This window comes from Cupriavidus sp. 2SB (assembly GCF_005503625.1).
Lineage (GTDB): Bacteria > Pseudomonadota > Gammaproteobacteria > Burkholderiales > Burkholderiaceae > Cupriavidus.
The window spans coordinates 1-15,560 of sequence record NZ_SCMX01000033.1 but is presented as its reverse complement, the minus strand read 5'-3'; the positions used below and the strand labels follow the sequence as shown (position 1 = coordinate 15,560).

At 65.8% G+C, this 15,560-nt stretch carries 13 protein-coding genes; 8 read left to right on the top strand and 5 right to left on the bottom strand.

All coding sequences use genetic code 11. The annotated features are described in order from the left end of the window. Positions 1 to 154: 154 nt before the first annotated feature. Positions 155 to 1,981, bottom strand: coding sequence for a phosphogluconate dehydratase (gene edd, locus FFS21_RS16615; RefSeq protein ID WP_137925885.1), 1,827 nt, complete (start codon positions 1,979 to 1,981; stop codon positions 155 to 157). A 266-nt stretch (positions 1,982 to 2,247) separates the two neighbouring features. Between edd and zwf the strand changes: the two genes are divergently transcribed. The 5 genes from zwf to FFS21_RS16590 are packed head-to-tail and all read left to right on the top strand — an operon-like array spanning position 2,248 to position 7,481. Then, the gene (gene zwf / locus FFS21_RS16610; RefSeq protein WP_137925884.1) at positions 2,248 to 3,696 is read left to right on the top strand and encodes a glucose-6-phosphate dehydrogenase; all 1,449 of its coding nucleotides are present in this window, start codon (positions 2,248 to 2,250) and stop codon (positions 3,694 to 3,696) included. Between the two features lie 39 nt (positions 3,697 to 3,735). Continuing rightward, the gene (gene pgl / locus FFS21_RS16605; protein WP_137925883.1) at positions 3,736 to 4,425 is read left to right on the top strand and encodes a 6-phosphogluconolactonase; all 690 of its coding nucleotides are present in this window, start codon (positions 3,736 to 3,738) and stop codon (positions 4,423 to 4,425) included. After that, positions 4,422 to 5,420 carry a glucokinase gene (locus FFS21_RS16600; protein WP_137925882.1) on the top strand — a complete coding sequence of 333 codons (999 nt, stop codon included), beginning with the start codon at positions 4,422 to 4,424 and terminating at the stop codon, positions 5,418 to 5,420. The genes pgl and FFS21_RS16600 overlap by 4 nt, the downstream gene beginning before the upstream one ends. Positions 5,421 to 5,436: 16 nt before the next feature. Then, the gene (locus FFS21_RS16595; RefSeq protein WP_137925881.1) at positions 5,437 to 6,147 is read left to right on the top strand and encodes a response regulator; all 711 of its coding nucleotides are present in this window, start codon (positions 5,437 to 5,439) and stop codon (positions 6,145 to 6,147) included. Beyond that, positions 6,147 to 7,481, top strand: coding sequence for a sensor histidine kinase (locus tag FFS21_RS16590; protein WP_137925880.1), 1,335 nt, complete (start codon positions 6,147 to 6,149; stop codon positions 7,479 to 7,481). The genes FFS21_RS16595 and FFS21_RS16590 overlap by 1 nt, the downstream gene beginning before the upstream one ends. A gap of 101 nt (positions 7,482 to 7,582) precedes the next feature. Here the strand turns inward: FFS21_RS16590 and FFS21_RS16585 are convergent, their stop codons facing one another. Continuing rightward, a complete protein-coding gene (locus FFS21_RS16585) occupies positions 7,583 to 8,518 on the bottom strand; it encodes a 2-hydroxyacid dehydrogenase (protein WP_137925879.1) in 936 nt (311 codons plus the stop codon). Positions 8,519 to 8,914: 396 nt separating this feature from the next. Between FFS21_RS16585 and FFS21_RS16580 the strand changes: the two genes are divergently transcribed. Continuing rightward, the gene (locus FFS21_RS16580; RefSeq protein WP_249359445.1) at positions 8,915 to 10,648 is read left to right on the top strand and encodes an OPT/YSL family transporter; all 1,734 of its coding nucleotides are present in this window, start codon (positions 8,915 to 8,917) and stop codon (positions 10,646 to 10,648) included. Between the two features lie 52 nt (positions 10,649 to 10,700). Here the strand turns inward: FFS21_RS16580 and FFS21_RS16575 are convergent, their stop codons facing one another. Then, positions 10,701 to 10,895: a DUF1059 domain-containing protein gene (locus FFS21_RS16575; RefSeq protein ID WP_137925878.1), complete on the bottom strand. Its 195-nt coding sequence runs from the start codon at positions 10,893 to 10,895 to the stop codon at positions 10,701 to 10,703. A gap of 118 nt (positions 10,896 to 11,013) precedes the next feature. Here FFS21_RS16575 and FFS21_RS16570 point away from each other — a divergent pair, with 118 nt between their 5' ends. Next, complete coding sequence (locus tag FFS21_RS16570) at positions 11,014 to 11,670, top strand: DsbA family oxidoreductase (protein ID WP_137925877.1); 657 nt, start codon at positions 11,014 to 11,016, stop codon at positions 11,668 to 11,670. Between the two features lie 27 nt (positions 11,671 to 11,697). Here the strand turns inward: FFS21_RS16570 and FFS21_RS16565 are convergent, their stop codons facing one another. Continuing rightward, positions 11,698 to 12,774, bottom strand: coding sequence for a porin (locus FFS21_RS16565; RefSeq protein WP_137925876.1), 1,077 nt, complete (start codon positions 12,772 to 12,774; stop codon positions 11,698 to 11,700). Positions 12,775 to 13,252: 478 nt separating this feature from the next. Next, positions 13,253 to 14,656 carry a class II fumarate hydratase gene (gene fumC / locus FFS21_RS16560; RefSeq protein ID WP_137925875.1) on the bottom strand — a complete coding sequence of 468 codons (1,404 nt, stop codon included), beginning with the start codon at positions 14,654 to 14,656 and terminating at the stop codon, positions 13,253 to 13,255. Positions 14,657 to 14,908: 252 nt separating this feature from the next. On the opposite strand from fumC, the gene FFS21_RS16555 reads away from it, so the two are divergent. After that, on the top strand, positions 14,909 to 15,280 hold the full coding sequence (locus FFS21_RS16555) for a hypothetical protein (protein ID WP_130393972.1): 372 nt from the start codon (positions 14,909 to 14,911) through the stop codon (positions 15,278 to 15,280). Positions 15,281 to 15,560: the final 280 nt, after the last annotated feature.

Below are 15,560 nucleotides of genomic sequence, written 5' to 3'. Positions count from 1 at the left end.
GACCTGCTCCCCTCTCCCGCGAAGTGGGAGAGGGGCTGGGGGTGAGGGCCCGGAGTCTCAACGCGCGATGGCGGAATTTTGAACCGCTAAGCCCTCACCCCCGACCCCTCTCCCGTAAGCGGGAGAGGGGAGACAGACGTTGGGAGAGCGCTAGTCATTCCTCCTCCCCAAACAACGAACAAGCCCCCGTTTCCGCCGTTCCCACATGCTTGCGGAACCCCCCAAACAGATCGCGCCCCACGCCATGGCGGTTCGGCGTCAGGTCAGGTTTATCGGCGTCGCGCGCAGAGAGTTCGGCGTCAGACACCTTCACCGTCAGCACACCAGCCGGGGCATCCACGCGCACGATATCTCCCGTGCGAACGCGCCCGATGGCACCCCCCGTCAGCGCCTCGGGGCAAACATGGATGGCTGCCGGCACCTTGCCCGAGGCACCCGACATGCGTCCATCGGTGACCAGCGCCACATGGAAGCCGCGATCCTGCAGCAGCGTCAGCGTCGGCGTGAGCTTGTGGAGTTCGGGCATGCCGCATGACGCCGGGCCCTGCCACGGCAGCACGGCGATAAAGTCCCGTTCGAGTTCGCCGCGCTTGAATGCCGCCAGCACGTCGTCCTGATGATGGAACACGATGGCAGGGGCTTCCACCACCTGATGCTCGGGCTTGACCGCAGAGGTCTTGATCACGCAGCGGCCCAGGTTGCCGTCGAGCACCTTGATGCCGCCATCGGGGGCAAACGCATTGCCGGGAGTACGCACGATGGTGTCGTCCAGCGGCTGCGTCGGGCCATCGGTCCAACCCAGCTTGCCGTCGCGCAGCGTGGGCTCGCGCGTGTAGTCGCGCAGGCCACGGCCGACGATGGTGTTCACGTCGTCATGAAGCAGCCCTTCGGCCAACAGGCCCTGGATGACGATGGAGAGTCCACCCGCCGCCTGGAACTGGTTCACGTCCGCCTTGCCGTTCGGATACACGCGCGCCAGCAGCGGCACGGCGGCGGAGAGTTCGTCGAAATCGTCCCAGGTCAGCTGGATGCCGGCCACGCGCGCCATGGCGATCAGGTGCAGCGTGTGGTTGGTGGAGCCGCCCGTGGCCACGAGTCCGACGATGCCGTTGACGAACGCGCGTTCGTCGAGCACCTCGCCAATGGGCATATAGCGCTCGCCACCATGCACGAGCTTCAGCGCCTGCCGCGCCGATTCACGCGTGAGCGCCTCGCGTAGCGGCGTGCCCGGATTGATGAACGCGGTGCCCGGCAGATGCAGGCCCATGATCTCCATCAGCATCTGGTTGGAGTTGGCGGTGCCGTAGAACGTGCAGGTGCCGGGACCGTGATACGACTTGGTTTCCGCTTCGAGCAAGCCGTGCCGGTCGATCTTGCCTTCCGCGTAAAGCTGGCGGATGTGGGCCTTCTCCTCGTTGCCGATACCGGTAGTCATCGGCCCGGCCGGCACGAACACGGCAGGCAGATGGCCGAATGACAGCGCGCCCATCACCAGCCCCGGCACGATCTTGTCGCACACGCCGAGGTACAGCACGCCATCGAACATCTGGTGGGACAGCGCCACGGCGGTCGCCATCGCAATCACATCGCGCGAGAACAGCGACAGGTCCATGCCGTCCTGGCCCTGCGTCACGCCATCGCACATGGCCGGGGTGCCGCCGGCGAACTGCGCGGTGCCGCCGGCTTCGAGCGCGGCCTCCTTGAGCCATTGCGGATACGTTTGCAGTGGCTGGTGGGCCGACAGCATGTCGTTATAGGCCGAGACGATGGCGAGGTTGGGACGCTCCTGCGCCTTGAGCCGGATCTTGGCGTCGTCGGGCATCGCGGCCACGGCGTGGGCCAGGTTGGTACATGAGAGATTGCTGCGCTCGACCTTCTGGCCGGCCATGGCGCGGGTGCGGTCGAGATAAGCCTGCCGGGTCGGGGCACTGCGGGCCACGATGCGGGCCGTGACCCGTTCAAGGACGGGGTGTCGGGGCATGGGGATCTCCTGTGGGGGCGCTTCTCAGCGTAGCCGAAAACGGCGGACGCCACCGTCACGCAACTTTCATGCACGCCGCCGCACAATCCGGAAGGCACGCAGAAACGGGTACGCTCTGGCCCTGGATACTGCCTGGCAGCCATGCCGCGCGCACAAGCGCGGGCGAGTGACGTAACATGGCCGAAGCATTTGGCTGGAACCAAAGCGCCACCCGGTGAGACTCATAAAGCCGGGGGGCAAACCCCCGCAAGGAGCCCAGGGTGAGCATGCCCGATTTCGACATGGTGCTGTTTGGCGGCACCGGTGACCTGGCACGGCGCAAGCTGCTGCCGGCCCTTTTTGATGCGCACCGCTGCGGTGTGCTGCATCCTTCGGCGCGCATCCTGGCCACGGGAAGCCACGAGCAGACCACCGAACAGTACAAGGCCACGCTGGAAGACACCGTGCGGCCCGGCCTGGAACATGCCCCGCCCGATGCCTGGGCTTCGTTCCTCGACCGTATCTGCTACGTGCAGGCCGATGCCCGCCAGCCGGCCCATTTCGATGCGCTGGCCGAGAAGGTGCTGGCCCGCAAGCCCGAAGTGGTGGTTTGCTACCTGGCCACCGCCCCGCACATCTTTGTCCCGATCTGCGAACAACTGGCGCGTACCGGCCTGAACACGCCGAATGTGCGCGTGGTGCTGGAAAAGCCGCTCGGGCACGATCTGGAATCGTCCGAGGCCATCAACGCGGCCGTGGCGCAGTTCTTCGCCGAGGACCAGATCTACCGGATCGACCACTACCTGGGCAAGGAGTCGGTCCAGAACCTGATGGCGATCCGCTTCGGCAATGCGCTGTTCGAGCCGCTCTGGCGCCGCGAGTGGGTGCAGGACGTGCAGATCACCATCGCCGAGGAACTGGGTGTGGAGAAGCGCGGCGACTTCTACGACCAGACCGGCGCGCTGCGCGACATGGTGCAGAACCACCTGCTCCAGATGCTGTGCATGGTGGCGATGGAGCCGCCGGCGAGCCTCAGCGAAGACGCCATCCGCGACGAGAAGATCAAGATCCTCAAGGCGCTCAAGCCGATCCAGCCGCAGGACGTGGCCGAGAAGACCGTGCGCGGCCAGTATCGCGCCGGGGCCATCGGCGGCAAGCCGGTGGTGGGCTACAACGAGGAGCAGGGCATTGCCCCCGACAGCCGCACCGAGACGTTTGTCGCGGTGAAGGCCGAGATCGCCAACTGGCGCTGGGAAGGCGTGCCGTTCTATCTGCGCACGGGAAAACGGATGCAGTCGCGCGTGGCGGAGATCGTGGTGCATTTCCGCGATGTGCCGCACGCGATTTTCCCCAAGCCGCTGGGTTTGTCACCGCAGAACCGGCTGGTGATCCAACTGCAGCCCGAGGAAAGTATCAAGCTGTACTTCCTGGTCAAGCAGCCCGGCGACACGCTGGAACTGACGCCCACCTCGCTCGATCTCGACTTCGCTACGTCGTTCAAGAAGCGTCGCGCCGGTGCCTATGAGCGCCTGTTGCTGGACGTGATTCGCGGCCGGCTCGGTTTGTTCGTGCGCCGCGACGAGCAGGTGCAGGCGTGGCGCTGGGTGGAGCCGATCATCGACACCTGGGAGCAGAGCACCGTGCCGCCCAAGCCTTACACGGCCGGCACCTGGGGCCCGGCTGCCTCGTCCGCGCTGATGTCGCGCGACAACGCGCTGTGGCACGAGGAAGTCTGACGCGTCGCTGAACACCCAAACCCACCCACAGGAGCCTCCATGCGCCAGTTCGAACATGCCACCGTGATGGACCAGGCCGAATCGCTGGCGATGTCGATCGGCCACGCGTTGGAACTCGTGATCAAGGCCAAGGGCTGGGCGGTGCTGGCGGTATCGGGCGGCAAGTCGCCGCTGCCGATGTTCGAGCGGCTGCGCTATCGCCCGATCCGCTGGGATGCCGTTACCGTGACGCTGGTAGACGAGCGTGCGGTGCCTCCCGATCATGCGGACAGCAATGGCGCGATGGTGCGCAACCATCTGCTGCGCGAAGGCGCGGGCGTCGCCGGCTGGGCGCCGCTGATCCGCGATGACGCCGAGGCCGCCGATCCGCAGCGCGCCGTCGCGCGCCTCAACGCGCCATTCCATCAGCCGGACGTAGTCGTGCTCGGCATGGGCGAGGACGGCCACACGGCTTCCCTGTTCCCGGAATCGCCCGAGTTGCAGGCGGCGCTGTCCGATCCGCAGCCGGGCTATGTAGTCACGCATCCCGGCACGGCGCCCCACGCGCGCGTGACGCTGAACCTCGCGGCACTGCTCGCCGCCGAGCGTACCTTCCTGGCCGTCTCCGGCGACAAGAAAAATGCCGTGCTCGAACGCGCGCTGGCCGCGCCCACGCCCGCGCTACCGGTCAGCGTGGTGCTGGCGCGCCATCGGCGCGGCGTCGATATTTTCCGAACCGAGAACACATGACCCACGGATACCCGCGCCTGCTGGCAGATGTCGGCGGCACCAACGTGCGCTTTGCGCTGGAAACCGCGCACATGCAGATCGGCGAGGTTACGGCCTACAAGGTGGCCGACTATCCGTCGCTGGAAGCGGCCATGCGCCGATATCTGGAGACGCTGGCGCCCGGCGGCCAGCCGCGCCATGCGGCCATCGGCCTGGCCAACCCGGTGACCGGTGACCACGTCAAGCTGACCAACCACAACTGGGCCTTCTCGATCGAAGGCATGCGCGACGCGTTGGGCCTGCACACGCTGGTGGCGATCAACGATTTCACGTCGCTCGCGCTGGCCCTGCCGTGGCTGCCCACCGAGGGGCTGGTGCAGGTACGCGACGGCACGCCCGTTGCCACGGCGCCCCGCGCGTTGATCGGTCCTGGCACTGGGCTAGGCGTCTCGGGCCTCGTTCCGGCGCCGGGCGGCGGTGCCGTGGCGTTGGCAGGCGAGGGCGGACACATCGAGGTGATGCCCGATACCGACGACGAATGGATTGCCTGGCGTGCCGCCCATGCGCAACTGGGCCGGGTGTCCGCCGAGCGCCTGTTGTCGGGTATGGGCCTCTCCCACATCCACGCCGCCCTGTCCGCAGAAACGGGTACGCTTTTGTCCGAACCGCTGACTCCGGCACAGGTCACCGAGGGTGCGCTGAAGCAGGGCGATCCCCTGTGCCGCCGCGCGTTCGACGCGTTTTGCGGCCTGCTGGGCTCGGTGGCCGCCGACGTGGCGCTGGTGCTTGGCGCGCGCGGCGGGGTGTATATCGGCGGGGGCATCGTGCCGCGCTTCGTCGATGCATTCCGCGGATCGCCCTTCAATGCCCGCTTCACGGACAAGGGCCGCATGGGCAAGTATCTGGCCGAGGTCCCCGTGTACGTGATCACGGCCGACTATCCCGCGCTGCCCGGGCTGGCGCGAGCGCTGGCCGACCGGCTCGAAGGCGATATGCGCCACGCCGCCCGCTCCTGAGACATCGAAGATCAACATGCGTGTATTGCTGGTGGAAGACGACGCCATGATCGGCGAGAGCGTGAAGGTGGCGCTGCGCCAGGAGGGCTTTACGGTGGATTGGGTGCGCGATGGCGACGCAGGACTCGATGCCGCCACGGACCAGCACGGCCCGCGCGCCGATGGTGGCTATGACATCGTGCTCCTTGACCTGGGTTTGCCGCGCCGTTCGGGCCTTGATGTGCTCAAGGCCCTGCGCGCACGCAACGTGCGCACACCGGTGCTGATCGTCACCGCCCGCGATGCCGTGGCGGACCGTGTGGCCGGACTCAATGCCGGCGCCGATGACTACGTGATCAAGCCGTTCGACCTGCAGGAACTGGTGGCGCGCATGCACGCGATGGCCCGCCGCGCCGAGGGCCGCGCGGAGCCGGAACTGCGCTATGGCGACATCGTGCTGAGTCCATCGACCCGCGAGGCAACGCTGGCAGGCGTGCCGGTGCGGTTATCCGCCCGGGAATACGCGCTGCTCTCTGCCCTGATGGCGCGGCCTGGCAAGGTGTGGTCCGTGGCGCAGTTGCAGGAGCGGCTGTATGGCTGGGATGACGAGGTGGGCAGCAATACCGTCGAGGTGTATATCCACGCGCTGCGCCGCAAGTTTGGCGCCGCAGTGATCCGCAATATCCGTGGCGTGGGCTACCTGATGCCGCAACTTGACGGCGGGGCGCCGGAACAGGCGGCGGACTGATGCGCTCGATTCAACGAACCCTGCTCTGGTGGCTGGCCGCCGGACTGGTCGCCGGCATCGCCGTGGCCACGGCACTGATCTACGGTCAGGCGCGGCAGGAAGCCAACGCGCTGTTCGACTACCAGATGAAGCAGGTAGCCGCCGCGCTGCCGAGCCAGTTCTCGGTGCCGGTGATGCCGCCGTTCGGCGCCAGCGATGGCGCATCGGCTGACCTGCTCCATGCCGATGAAGACGTGGTCATCCATATCTGGGATGGCTCGGGACGCAGCCTCTACCTGTCTCACGCGCAACCGGTGCTGCCGGCGCGCGCGGAGCTGGGCTTCTCCGATGCGCGGACCGAATCGGGCGAATGGCGCATCTACAGCGTGCAACTGGGGCCGGCCGTCGTGCAGATCGCCCAGCCGCAGAGCGCACGCCGGACGCTGGCCGCGCACATGGCGCTGCGCACCGTGGCGCCACTGCTGCTGTTGCTGCCGCTGCTGGCGTGGCTGATCTGGCTGGCCGTGGGGCGCGGTTTGCGGCCCCTGCGCGAGATTGCCACGGAAGTACGCGCGCGCGATGCCAATACACTGGCACCGCTGGCCGTGCGCGACATGCCCGATGAAATCGCGCCGCTCTCTGCTGCGCTGAACCAGTTGCTGGCGCGGCTGGCGCACGCCATCGACACGCAGCGCGCCTTCGTGGCCGACGCCGCCCACGCGCTGCGGACCCCGCTGACCGCGCTGCAGCTTCAGGCCCAACTGGTGGAGCGCGCGGACAGCGCCGAGGCACGGCAGGCGGCCGTGGGCCATCTCAAACAGGGATTGGAGCGATTGACCCACCTTGTGGCGCAGTTGCTGACGCTGGCGCGGCAGGAACCCGGCGCTGCACCGCCGCCGCATGAACCGGTGAATTTGCGCACGCTGGCGGGCGAGGTGGTGGCGCACATGTCGCAGGCTGCCATCGATCGCGATATCGACCTCGGGCTGGAAGAGAGTGGCGCGCAGGGGCCGGTCACGATCCGCGGCGATGCCGACGCGCTGCGCATCCTGCTGACCAATCTCGTCGACAACGCGCTGCACTACATCCCGAGGGGCGGGCGCGTGGATGTGCAGGTGGCCCATACCGCTGAAGGGATCGAACTGACGGTCACGGACAACGGCCCAGGGATTCCGGCTGCTGAACGAGCGAGGGTGTTCGACCGGTTTTATCGCGTACCCGATGCGCCGACTGGGGGCAGCGGACTAGGTCTGGCGATCGTGGCCGAGGTGGCGCAGTCGCATGGGGCTCGGGTGGCGCTGGAGGATGCGGCGCCGGGGCTGCGGGTGAGGGTGGTGTTTCCGGTGGTGGGGTAGGCTTTCGAGCGCAGAATTAGGCCACTGTCCCGCGATATGCGCTCCCCTCTCCCATGCAGTGGGAGAGGGGAGCAAAAACAGAGCGGGAAGCAAGGTGCCGCTCACCCCACCGGCGCCACCAGCGGCTCCCCGGCAAAATGCCGACGCGCGTTCTCCAGGAACTGGTTCACCGACGCCAGCACCGCCTCCGGCGACCAGCCGCCGACGTGCGGGGTCAGCACGACGTTCGGGCAATCGAACAATTCGACCGGCGGCGCCGGTTCGCTTTCATAGACGTCGAGCCCCGCACCGCCAACCTCCCCAGCACGCAGCGCATCGGCCAGCGCCTTCGTATCCACCACGCTGCCGCGCGCGATGTTCACAAGGTAGCCCGACGGTCCCAGCGCGCGCAGCACGGCGGTATCCACCATGTGCCGCGTCTCGGCGCCGCCTGGCGTAGCCACCACCAGATAGTCCGCCCACTCGGCCAGCGCCAACACATCGGCAAAGTACTGGAAGGGGACGTCCGCACGCGGACGGCGGTTGTGATAGCCGATCTCCAGGTCGAAGCCTTCGCCACGCCGGGCGATGCGGCGGCCAATCGTGCCTAGACCGATGATGCCGAGCTTTTTTCCGGACACGTTCGGCGGCAGCGCGATCGAACTGCGCCAGACGCCGTCCCGCGTGGCGCGGTCGAGAGTAGGCACGCGACGCACGGTGGCCAGCAGCAGCGCCATGGCGTGATCGGCTACGCAACTGTCGTTGGTACCCGCGCCATTTCCCACGGCAATCCCGCGCGCCTGACAGGCGCCAATCGGAATGTTCTCGTAGCCGGCGCCGAGCGCGCAGACCAGGCCGAGTTCCGGCATGGCGTCGAGTTCTTCGGCGGTGATGCCCGTGGTGCCGTTGGTCAGCAGGGCGCGGAAGGTCTTGCCGCGCGTGGCGATCTCCGTGGCGCGTCCTTCGGGCGTCGGGGCGTAGGCAACTTCGTATTGTTCGGAGACCAGGGCGAGATGGTCGGGTTCGAGCTGGATCAGGACAAGCAGGGCGGGCTTCATGCGTGACAGCGAGAGGAGAGAGGTCTTGTAGTGGATGCCGGCCGGGCCGACGCAACATTCTATGCCTGCCTCCTGCAGGCTGCCTGCGCCGGAAAGGTGGTTTCGGGCGATTGCCGCGCGCTGATTTCGTACGCAGAAACGGGTACGCTTTGCGATTTTTCGCTGGGTGGAACACGCAGAAATGGGTACGCTGGGAAGAAAACAGGCGGGTGTCGTAGCCCTCGGGTTGCTCCCCTCGCCCGCTTGCGGGAGAGGGGCCGGGGGAGAGGGCCAGCCGCAAAACTTTCGATGTGGCCGGCAAGCGGACCCTTCAGCCCTCACCCCCAACCCCTCTCCCACTGCGCGGGAGAGGGGAGCGAAACGGTACCAAACACCCCAACATCAAACTCACCACCCATGCCGCTCCCCCGCCCCAACACCTGGCAATACCACCTCCTCCTCGGCGCAGCCGGCATGCTCGTGCTTGGACCCCTGGGTGGTATCGCGGCGGCTTACATGAACTTCTCGCTCGGCTTCTTCGTCGGCGGACAGGTTCTTGCAGGCATCCTCGGCTCGGCCGTGACGGCGGGATACGGTGCATCGGGTAGGCACGGCGCCAACTACATCCAGACCGCCGCCGCATCCGTGGCGGGCATGGGTGGCATGGCCGTGGTCATCCAGGCCATGGGCTGGATGGGGATGGCCGAGCCGCCGTTGTGGCAGTTGATCGGCTACATGCTCTGCATCGGCATGTATGGCGTGGGCGTGGGCATGTTGTACACGCCGCTGCTGGTGGACCGGATGCAACTGACCTTTCCTTCCGGCCTTGCCGTTGCCAACATCCTGCGCGCGCTGACAGACCCGGTGCTGCTGCGCCGCTCGATTGCGCGGCTCGCCAGCGGCATGGGGCTGGGTGTGGTGGCGAGCGTTGGCGCATCGCGTATCGCGTGGCTTGGTGCGATCGATCTGTCGGCTTCCACGTTTGGGGCAGGGATGATCGTCGGCGCGCGCATTGGTGTGGCGGCGTTGGTTGGCGGCCTGGTGGGCTGGGCGCTGACACCGTATTTCGTATCGATTGGCTGGCTCGCGCCCGGCGACCCCTATCGCAAGATCACGTTCCTGTTCGCGCTCGGCATGATCATGGGCGCGGCGTTGGTCGACGTGCTGCTGTTGCTGGTCCGTGCATGGCAGCGCTCGCGTCAGGCTCGCCCCGAAGCCGCACTCACGCCCCAACGCTGGATTATTGCGTGGGTGGTGGCCTGGGGGCTGGCCGTGGTGGTGGCTGGCGTGGCGTGGTTCGGGCAGCCGGTTGGCTACCAGTTGATGGCGGTGCTGCTGGTGCTGGTGTTCGCGCTGGTCAACGGTATCTCGGTGGGCATGGTCGACCAGAACCCGATCTCGTCGGCCTTCGTGTTGACGGTGATCCTGATGGCTGCCGTGGGTTTGCGCGAACCGCATATCGGCCTGATCGCCGCGACGGTGCTGCTCGTCTCCACGGCGGAAGCGTCCGACATGCAGCAAGACCGCTCAACCGGCTGGCGGCTGGGGACAAACCGCATGGTCCAGTTCGGCTATCAGGTCGCCGGTATCGTGGCAGGCGCGGTGCTGGCCGTGCTGCTGGCGCGACTGTTCATGGAGGCGTACCCGGTATTGCGCCTCGATCAGACCGTACTGTCCGCCGACCAGCAACCCGCGCGCTGGACTTCGGCCATGACATACAAGATTGTTGGCGCGCTGCGCAGCGTGACCGAGGATCGGCCCTATCAGCGGCTGGCGGTGTGGATCGGTGTCGGCATCGGACTGGCAACGGAGATCCTGCGCAAGGTGATCCGCGCTTCGGATCGCTATCGCGCCTTCGTGGAACGCAGCCGGCGCGGCAAGGTAGCTGACTTCGTGCTCGATGCCGTGGTGCTGCCGTCGCCGTATGCATCCTCATTCGGCGGATTCGTGAACCTGCCTGCGGCGGCGTGGATGGCGGCGGGCGGTGTGGTGGCGAGTCTCGCGGAAAGCCGCACCCGGCCGGCATCGAAAGATGCAACGTTGCCGGAAGACATGAGTACCACGTCGCTGATCGGCGGCGGGCTGATTGCCGGCGATGCGCTGGCGGCGCTGGGATTCGGTATTGCGGGCTTGCTGGCGGTGATGCACTGAGCGGCGCGGGGCGCGCTCCGGTGTCCCCGCGCGTCATGCTGAAGCCAACAACCTACGCTGGCGGCGCACCGTCGTGGAAACACGCCTTGAGCTGTGTGCGCAGTTCGGGCGAGTCCTGATGCTCGTGGACCTGCACGGCATGCTGCACGGCGGCTTCGAGCAACTCTGCCTCGCTGTCCGCGCTCAGCGCGACCGTGCATTGTTTTTCACTGGGGAATTCGCGGCAATCGATGTATTTGCGTCCCATGGGAGTCTCCCGGCGCGAATGGATGGTCACGCCAGATCCAGTATAGGAGGCGCGTGCCCTGCAGGATTCGGCAAATCCGGCTACCCTGTCGCCACTTTCGAAGCTGGAAAAACAAGTCATGACCCAATCACTCAAGATCGACGTGGTATCGGATATTGCATGCCCGTGGTGCGCCGTAGGCATCGCGTCGCTGATGGTGGCACTGGATCGTCTCAAGGACGAGGTCGATGCCGAGATCGTGCTGCATCCGTTTGAACTGAATCCGCAGATGGGGCCGGAAGGCGAAGCCATCGTCGACTACCTGGGCAAGAAGTACGGCCGTACGCCGGCGCAGATTGCCGAGAGCCAGGCCATGATCCGCGAGCGCGGCGCCGCCGTGGGTTTCACGTTCGGTGCGCGTGACTTCGTCTACAACACGTTCGATGCACACCGGCTCTTGCAGTGGGCCGCCACGGAAGGCAAGCAGTTGCCATTGAAACTGGCGCTGCTGCAGGCGTATCACGGCGACGGCAAGGATCCGAGCAATCACGACGTGCTGGTGGAAGCCGCGCGCTCGGTGGGACTCGATGCCGAAGAGGCGCGCGACATCCTCGACAGCGACGAGTTTGCGCAGGATGTGCGTGATGAAGAACGCGAGTCGCAGGCCATGGGCATCCAGTCCGTGCCGTCGATCATCTTCAACAACCACTACCTGCTCTCGGGCGGTCAGCCACCCGAGGCCTTCGAGCAGGCAATACGCGGCATCGTGGCCGAGCAGAGCGGCAAGACCGCCTGACCGCCACGCGACGGATCGATCGGCCGATCAGAACGTGTGACGCATGCCGGCCATCACGCCCACGCGCGTGCTCTGGCTGACATCGGTGACGGGGGTGCCGCCCCAGTACTCGGTCTCGCGACCCACCGTGCCGCCGCGCGCATGCACGAGATCGGCCTCCAGGTACACACTCGTGCGCTTGGAGAATGCGTAGTTGGCCACAAGGGCGACACTGTCCGCGTTGCCGCCGCCAAGATGGATCGGCACCTCCTGGAACTGAGTGGTCACGCCCCCGGATTGCAGATATCGGTAGTAGGCGCCGGAGAGGTGTAGTGCCGGCGTGAGCTGGTATCCGAGTCCGGCGAAGACAATGTTGTAGTGCGCGTCGGTTGCCGATTCGCGCCGTCCCATGTGGCCCACGTATGCGCTGGCCTTGCCGAATGAATACGAGCCGCCCACCGAGTAGTTGCGGATCGTGTTCGCCCCATCGTCGCTGCGCCGCTGGTCGTACGCTATGCCCAGCGCCAGCGGTCCACGGTCGTACTTCACGCCACCGCCGAGTGTGGTGCCACGGTGCATGCCGCCGGGCTGTTCGCCCGCCCCGTAGTCCAGTTGCACCGAGAACGGTCCCACCTTGTGCTGGTAGACCACGCTGTTATTGATGCGGTAGTCCTGGAAGAAGATATCGCCGCCAATGTAGATGGGATCGGACCAGAAATTCCCCCAACCCTGATCGAGCGGATTGAACGCCCAGCCGATGTTGTTCACCGCGTTGTACTGGCGCCCGAACGTCAGGCTGCCCCAGTTTCCCGCCAGTCCCACGAATGCCTGCCGTCCGAAAAGCGCGTTGTAGCCCACCGTGCCGGTGTCGCTGTTGAAGCCGTTTTCGAGCTGGAAAATGGCGCGATTGCCGCCGCCGAGATCCTCGGTGCCTTTCAGGCCGAAACGGCTGCCGACCATGCCGCCGGAGACCAGTCCAACCTGGTCGTGATGCTGGCCGTCGATGTTCGAGGTGTACCGTACGGCCGAGCTGACGATGCCATACAGGGTGACGCCGGAGTCGGCGTAGGCGACGCAGGGCAAGAGCCCGGCCGCAAGCAGCCAAAGGCTGGCTGAAGACTTCACGAATTGTCCTCCGGAATACGGACCGGCCCGCGCGTATGCCGGCGGGCGGGTTCAGGCAAGTACCTGAGAGGGTTCCAGTCCCGCGCGGGAGTCTCTCGTCATGCGAATCACACGAAAGTCGCGCGGGGCGTTATCCGGGATGCACGCGGCGCAGCGGCGCAGGGCCCGGATCGAGGGTCGAAGCGGTTGGCGAATGCTGTGAGCGGGGCACAGGCAAGCCAGGAGCGAAGGCACGAAGCCTTGCGGGAACATCGGAATGTCCGCGGCACCTCTTCGACGAGGCCATGGCCGTACCCATCGCGACCTGCGGGAGGTCTGTGCGAGGTCTGTGATACGGCGCTGCCAGTGCTGCGGAAGGGGCGCATTTTACCGCATCGGGCCAAGCACTCCGTTTTGCGGCGACAAGCGCACAGGGATCGGGGCAAGAAAAAAGCTGCGTGGATACGCAGCCTTCTTCGTCAAGACCAGCCTTCCTGGCTCAGACTTCGATGGTCATCGCCTTGAAGTCGATCCACTGATCGAACTGCTCGTTCGTGACATGGCCGGAAGCAATCGCCGCCTCGCGCAGCGAGAGATTCTTCTTCACCGCGAGCTTGGCGATCTCGGCAGCCTTGTCGTAACCGATATGCGGATTCAGCGCAGTCACGGTCATCAGCGAACGTTCCAGCAGTTCCTGGATGCGCACGCGGTCGGGCTCCACGCCCTCCACCATGTGCTCGGCAAAGCTCGATGCCGCATCGGCCAGCAGCGTGACCGATTGCAGCAGGCTATAGACGATCACCGGCTTGTACGCGTTCAGTTCCAGCGTGCCCAGGCTGTTGGCCAGCGTGACCGTGGTGTGGTTGCCGATCACGCGGCAACAGACCATCGCCAATGCTTCGGCCTGGGTCGGGTTGACCTTGCCGGGCATGATCGACGAGCCGGGTTCGTTGGCTGGCAATTGAAGTTCGGCAAAGCCGGCGCGCGGACCCGAGCCCAGCAGCATGAAGTCACGTGCAATCTTCAGGAACGACGATGCGGTGGTGTTCAGCGCGCCCGACAGATCGGCCAGTGCATCGTGCGCGGCTTGCAGCGCAAAGCGGTTGGCGGCGGGCTCGAACGGCAGGCCGGTGTACGCGGCCAGCGCACGGGCAAAGGCTGGTGCAAAACCGTGCGGCGCGTTCAGGCCCGTGCCGACGGCAGTGCCGCCCTGCGCCACAGGCATCGCGCGCAGCATCGCCTGCTGCAGACGCGATTGCGCATCCGCTACCTGCGTCATGTAGCCGGAAAATTCCTGGCCCAGCGTCAGCGGCACGGCATCCTGCAGGTGGGTACGGCCAACCTTGACGATGTCGGAGAACGCCTCGACCTTCTTTGCAAAGGTCTGCTGGAGTTTTTCGAGCGAGGGCAGCAGTTCCTGCTGGATGGCGCGCGTGGCGGCGATATGCATTGCCGTGGGAAAGCTGTCGTTGGACGACTGGCTGGCGTTGACGTGATCGTTGGGGTGAACGGGCTTCTTGCTGCCCACCTCGCCGCCCAGCATCTGGATGGCGCGGTTGGAGATGACCTCGTTGAGGTTCATGTTGGTCTGCGTACCCGACCCGGTCTGCCACACCGACAGCGGGAACTCGGCTGGCCACTTGCCGGCGATGACTTCCTCGGCGGCACGCTCGATGGCATCGGCCACGTCGGGCTTCAATACGCCAAGCTCGCGGTTGGCGCGTGCCGCGCAGAGCTTGAGCACGGCAAAGGCTTCGATCAACGATGGCGGCATCTTCTCGCTGCCGATACGAAAATTCTGACGCGACCTCTCGGTCTGCGCCCCCCAGAGATGATCGGCTGGGACGGCAACGTCTCCCAGGCTGTCTTTCTCGATACGGGTGGCGGACGGCTTCTCGGACATGGACGGACTCCTTCGGACAAGAGAGATCGGCAGAGACCGTAAGCATAGACCGCTGGTGCTACATGCGCCGCATGCCCCTGCCATCGGCATGTGCATGGCCGCAGTTCTCCCTCTACAATGGGCCGTCACTGCAACGGGTCCCCGTGCGCCGGGTAGTTTGTGCCGATTCATTCGCGCCGAAAGCTGCTTGCACGCAGAAGCGCGAAGAACGCAGCAGTTGACGTCAACACCAAGTCAGAAAGGAAACACATCATGGGTGAAGCGAAACGGCGCGGCACGCCCGAGGAACGGGCACAACAGGCACAGGCTCGCGTAGACGCACTGCGGCCCGCGCAACTGGTCTGCGGACACTGCAAGACGGCATTCACCAACTTCGACGCCATCCCGGCACCGGACCTGCGCGGCATCGACGCCGTGTTCGGCGGCCAGTGCCCGAGCTGCGGCAACGATGTGGTGGTGTTCAGGGGCGAATCGAAGGCCGTGGCCGAAGCCATGCTGGCCTACGAACGCATGATGGGCGAGAGCGCGAAGCTCGGTTACCAGTCAGCCGACGGCCGGCATGTGGCATTCGATGCGGATGCCCCGCAGGCATCGGATGCTTCCGAGGAATCGACAAGACATTGATGGGGTGGTTTCGGCGCTGAAAGTTCAGTGTTTGACGTTGCTCCTCCCGATGTTTTGCTCCCCTCTCCCTCTGGGAGAGGGGCAGGGGGAGAGGGCAAGCGCATCAAGTCCTAACCAACTTTGCCAAGGACGAACCGCCGGCCCTCTCCCCTAACCCCTCTCCCGCTTGTATAGCCCGGACACATAGGTAACACCTGTTCGGAGACATGGGTAACACATCTAGACTGGCTGGCAGTGTCTTTTGGGAGACCTGCCATGCCGTGGAAGGAAGTGTCACTCA

What these genes read in the sequence shown, in the direction of transcription:
- edd (WP_137925885.1), bottom strand. Translation starts at nt 1,981, where the DNA reads ATGCCCCGACACCCCGTCCTTGAACGGGTCACGGCCCGCATCGTGGCC.
- zwf (WP_137925884.1), top strand. Translation starts at nt 2,248, where the DNA reads ATGCCCGATTTCGACATGGTGCTGTTTGGCGGCACCGGTGACCTGGCA.
- pgl (WP_137925883.1), top strand. Translation starts at nt 3,736, where the DNA reads ATGCGCCAGTTCGAACATGCCACCGTGATGGACCAGGCCGAATCGCTG.
- FFS21_RS16600 (WP_137925882.1), top strand. Translation starts at nt 4,422, where the DNA reads ATGACCCACGGATACCCGCGCCTGCTGGCAGATGTCGGCGGCACCAAC.
- FFS21_RS16595 (WP_137925881.1), top strand. Translation starts at nt 5,437, where the DNA reads ATGCGTGTATTGCTGGTGGAAGACGACGCCATGATCGGCGAGAGCGTG.
- FFS21_RS16590 (WP_137925880.1), top strand. Translation starts at nt 6,147, where the DNA reads ATGCGCTCGATTCAACGAACCCTGCTCTGGTGGCTGGCCGCCGGACTG.
- FFS21_RS16585 (WP_137925879.1), bottom strand. Translation starts at nt 8,518, where the DNA reads ATGAAGCCCGCCCTGCTTGTCCTGATCCAGCTCGAACCCGACCATCTC.
- FFS21_RS16580 (WP_249359445.1), top strand. Translation starts at nt 8,915, where the DNA reads ATGCCGCTCCCCCGCCCCAACACCTGGCAATACCACCTCCTCCTCGGC.
- FFS21_RS16575 (WP_137925878.1), bottom strand. Translation starts at nt 10,895, where the DNA reads ATGGGACGCAAATACATCGATTGCCGCGAATTCCCCAGTGAAAAACAA.
- FFS21_RS16570 (WP_137925877.1), top strand. Translation starts at nt 11,014, where the DNA reads ATGACCCAATCACTCAAGATCGACGTGGTATCGGATATTGCATGCCCG.
- fumC (WP_137925875.1), bottom strand. Translation starts at nt 14,656, where the DNA reads ATGTCCGAGAAGCCGTCCGCCACCCGTATCGAGAAAGACAGCCTGGGA.
- FFS21_RS16555 (WP_130393972.1), top strand. Translation starts at nt 14,909, where the DNA reads ATGGGTGAAGCGAAACGGCGCGGCACGCCCGAGGAACGGGCACAACAG.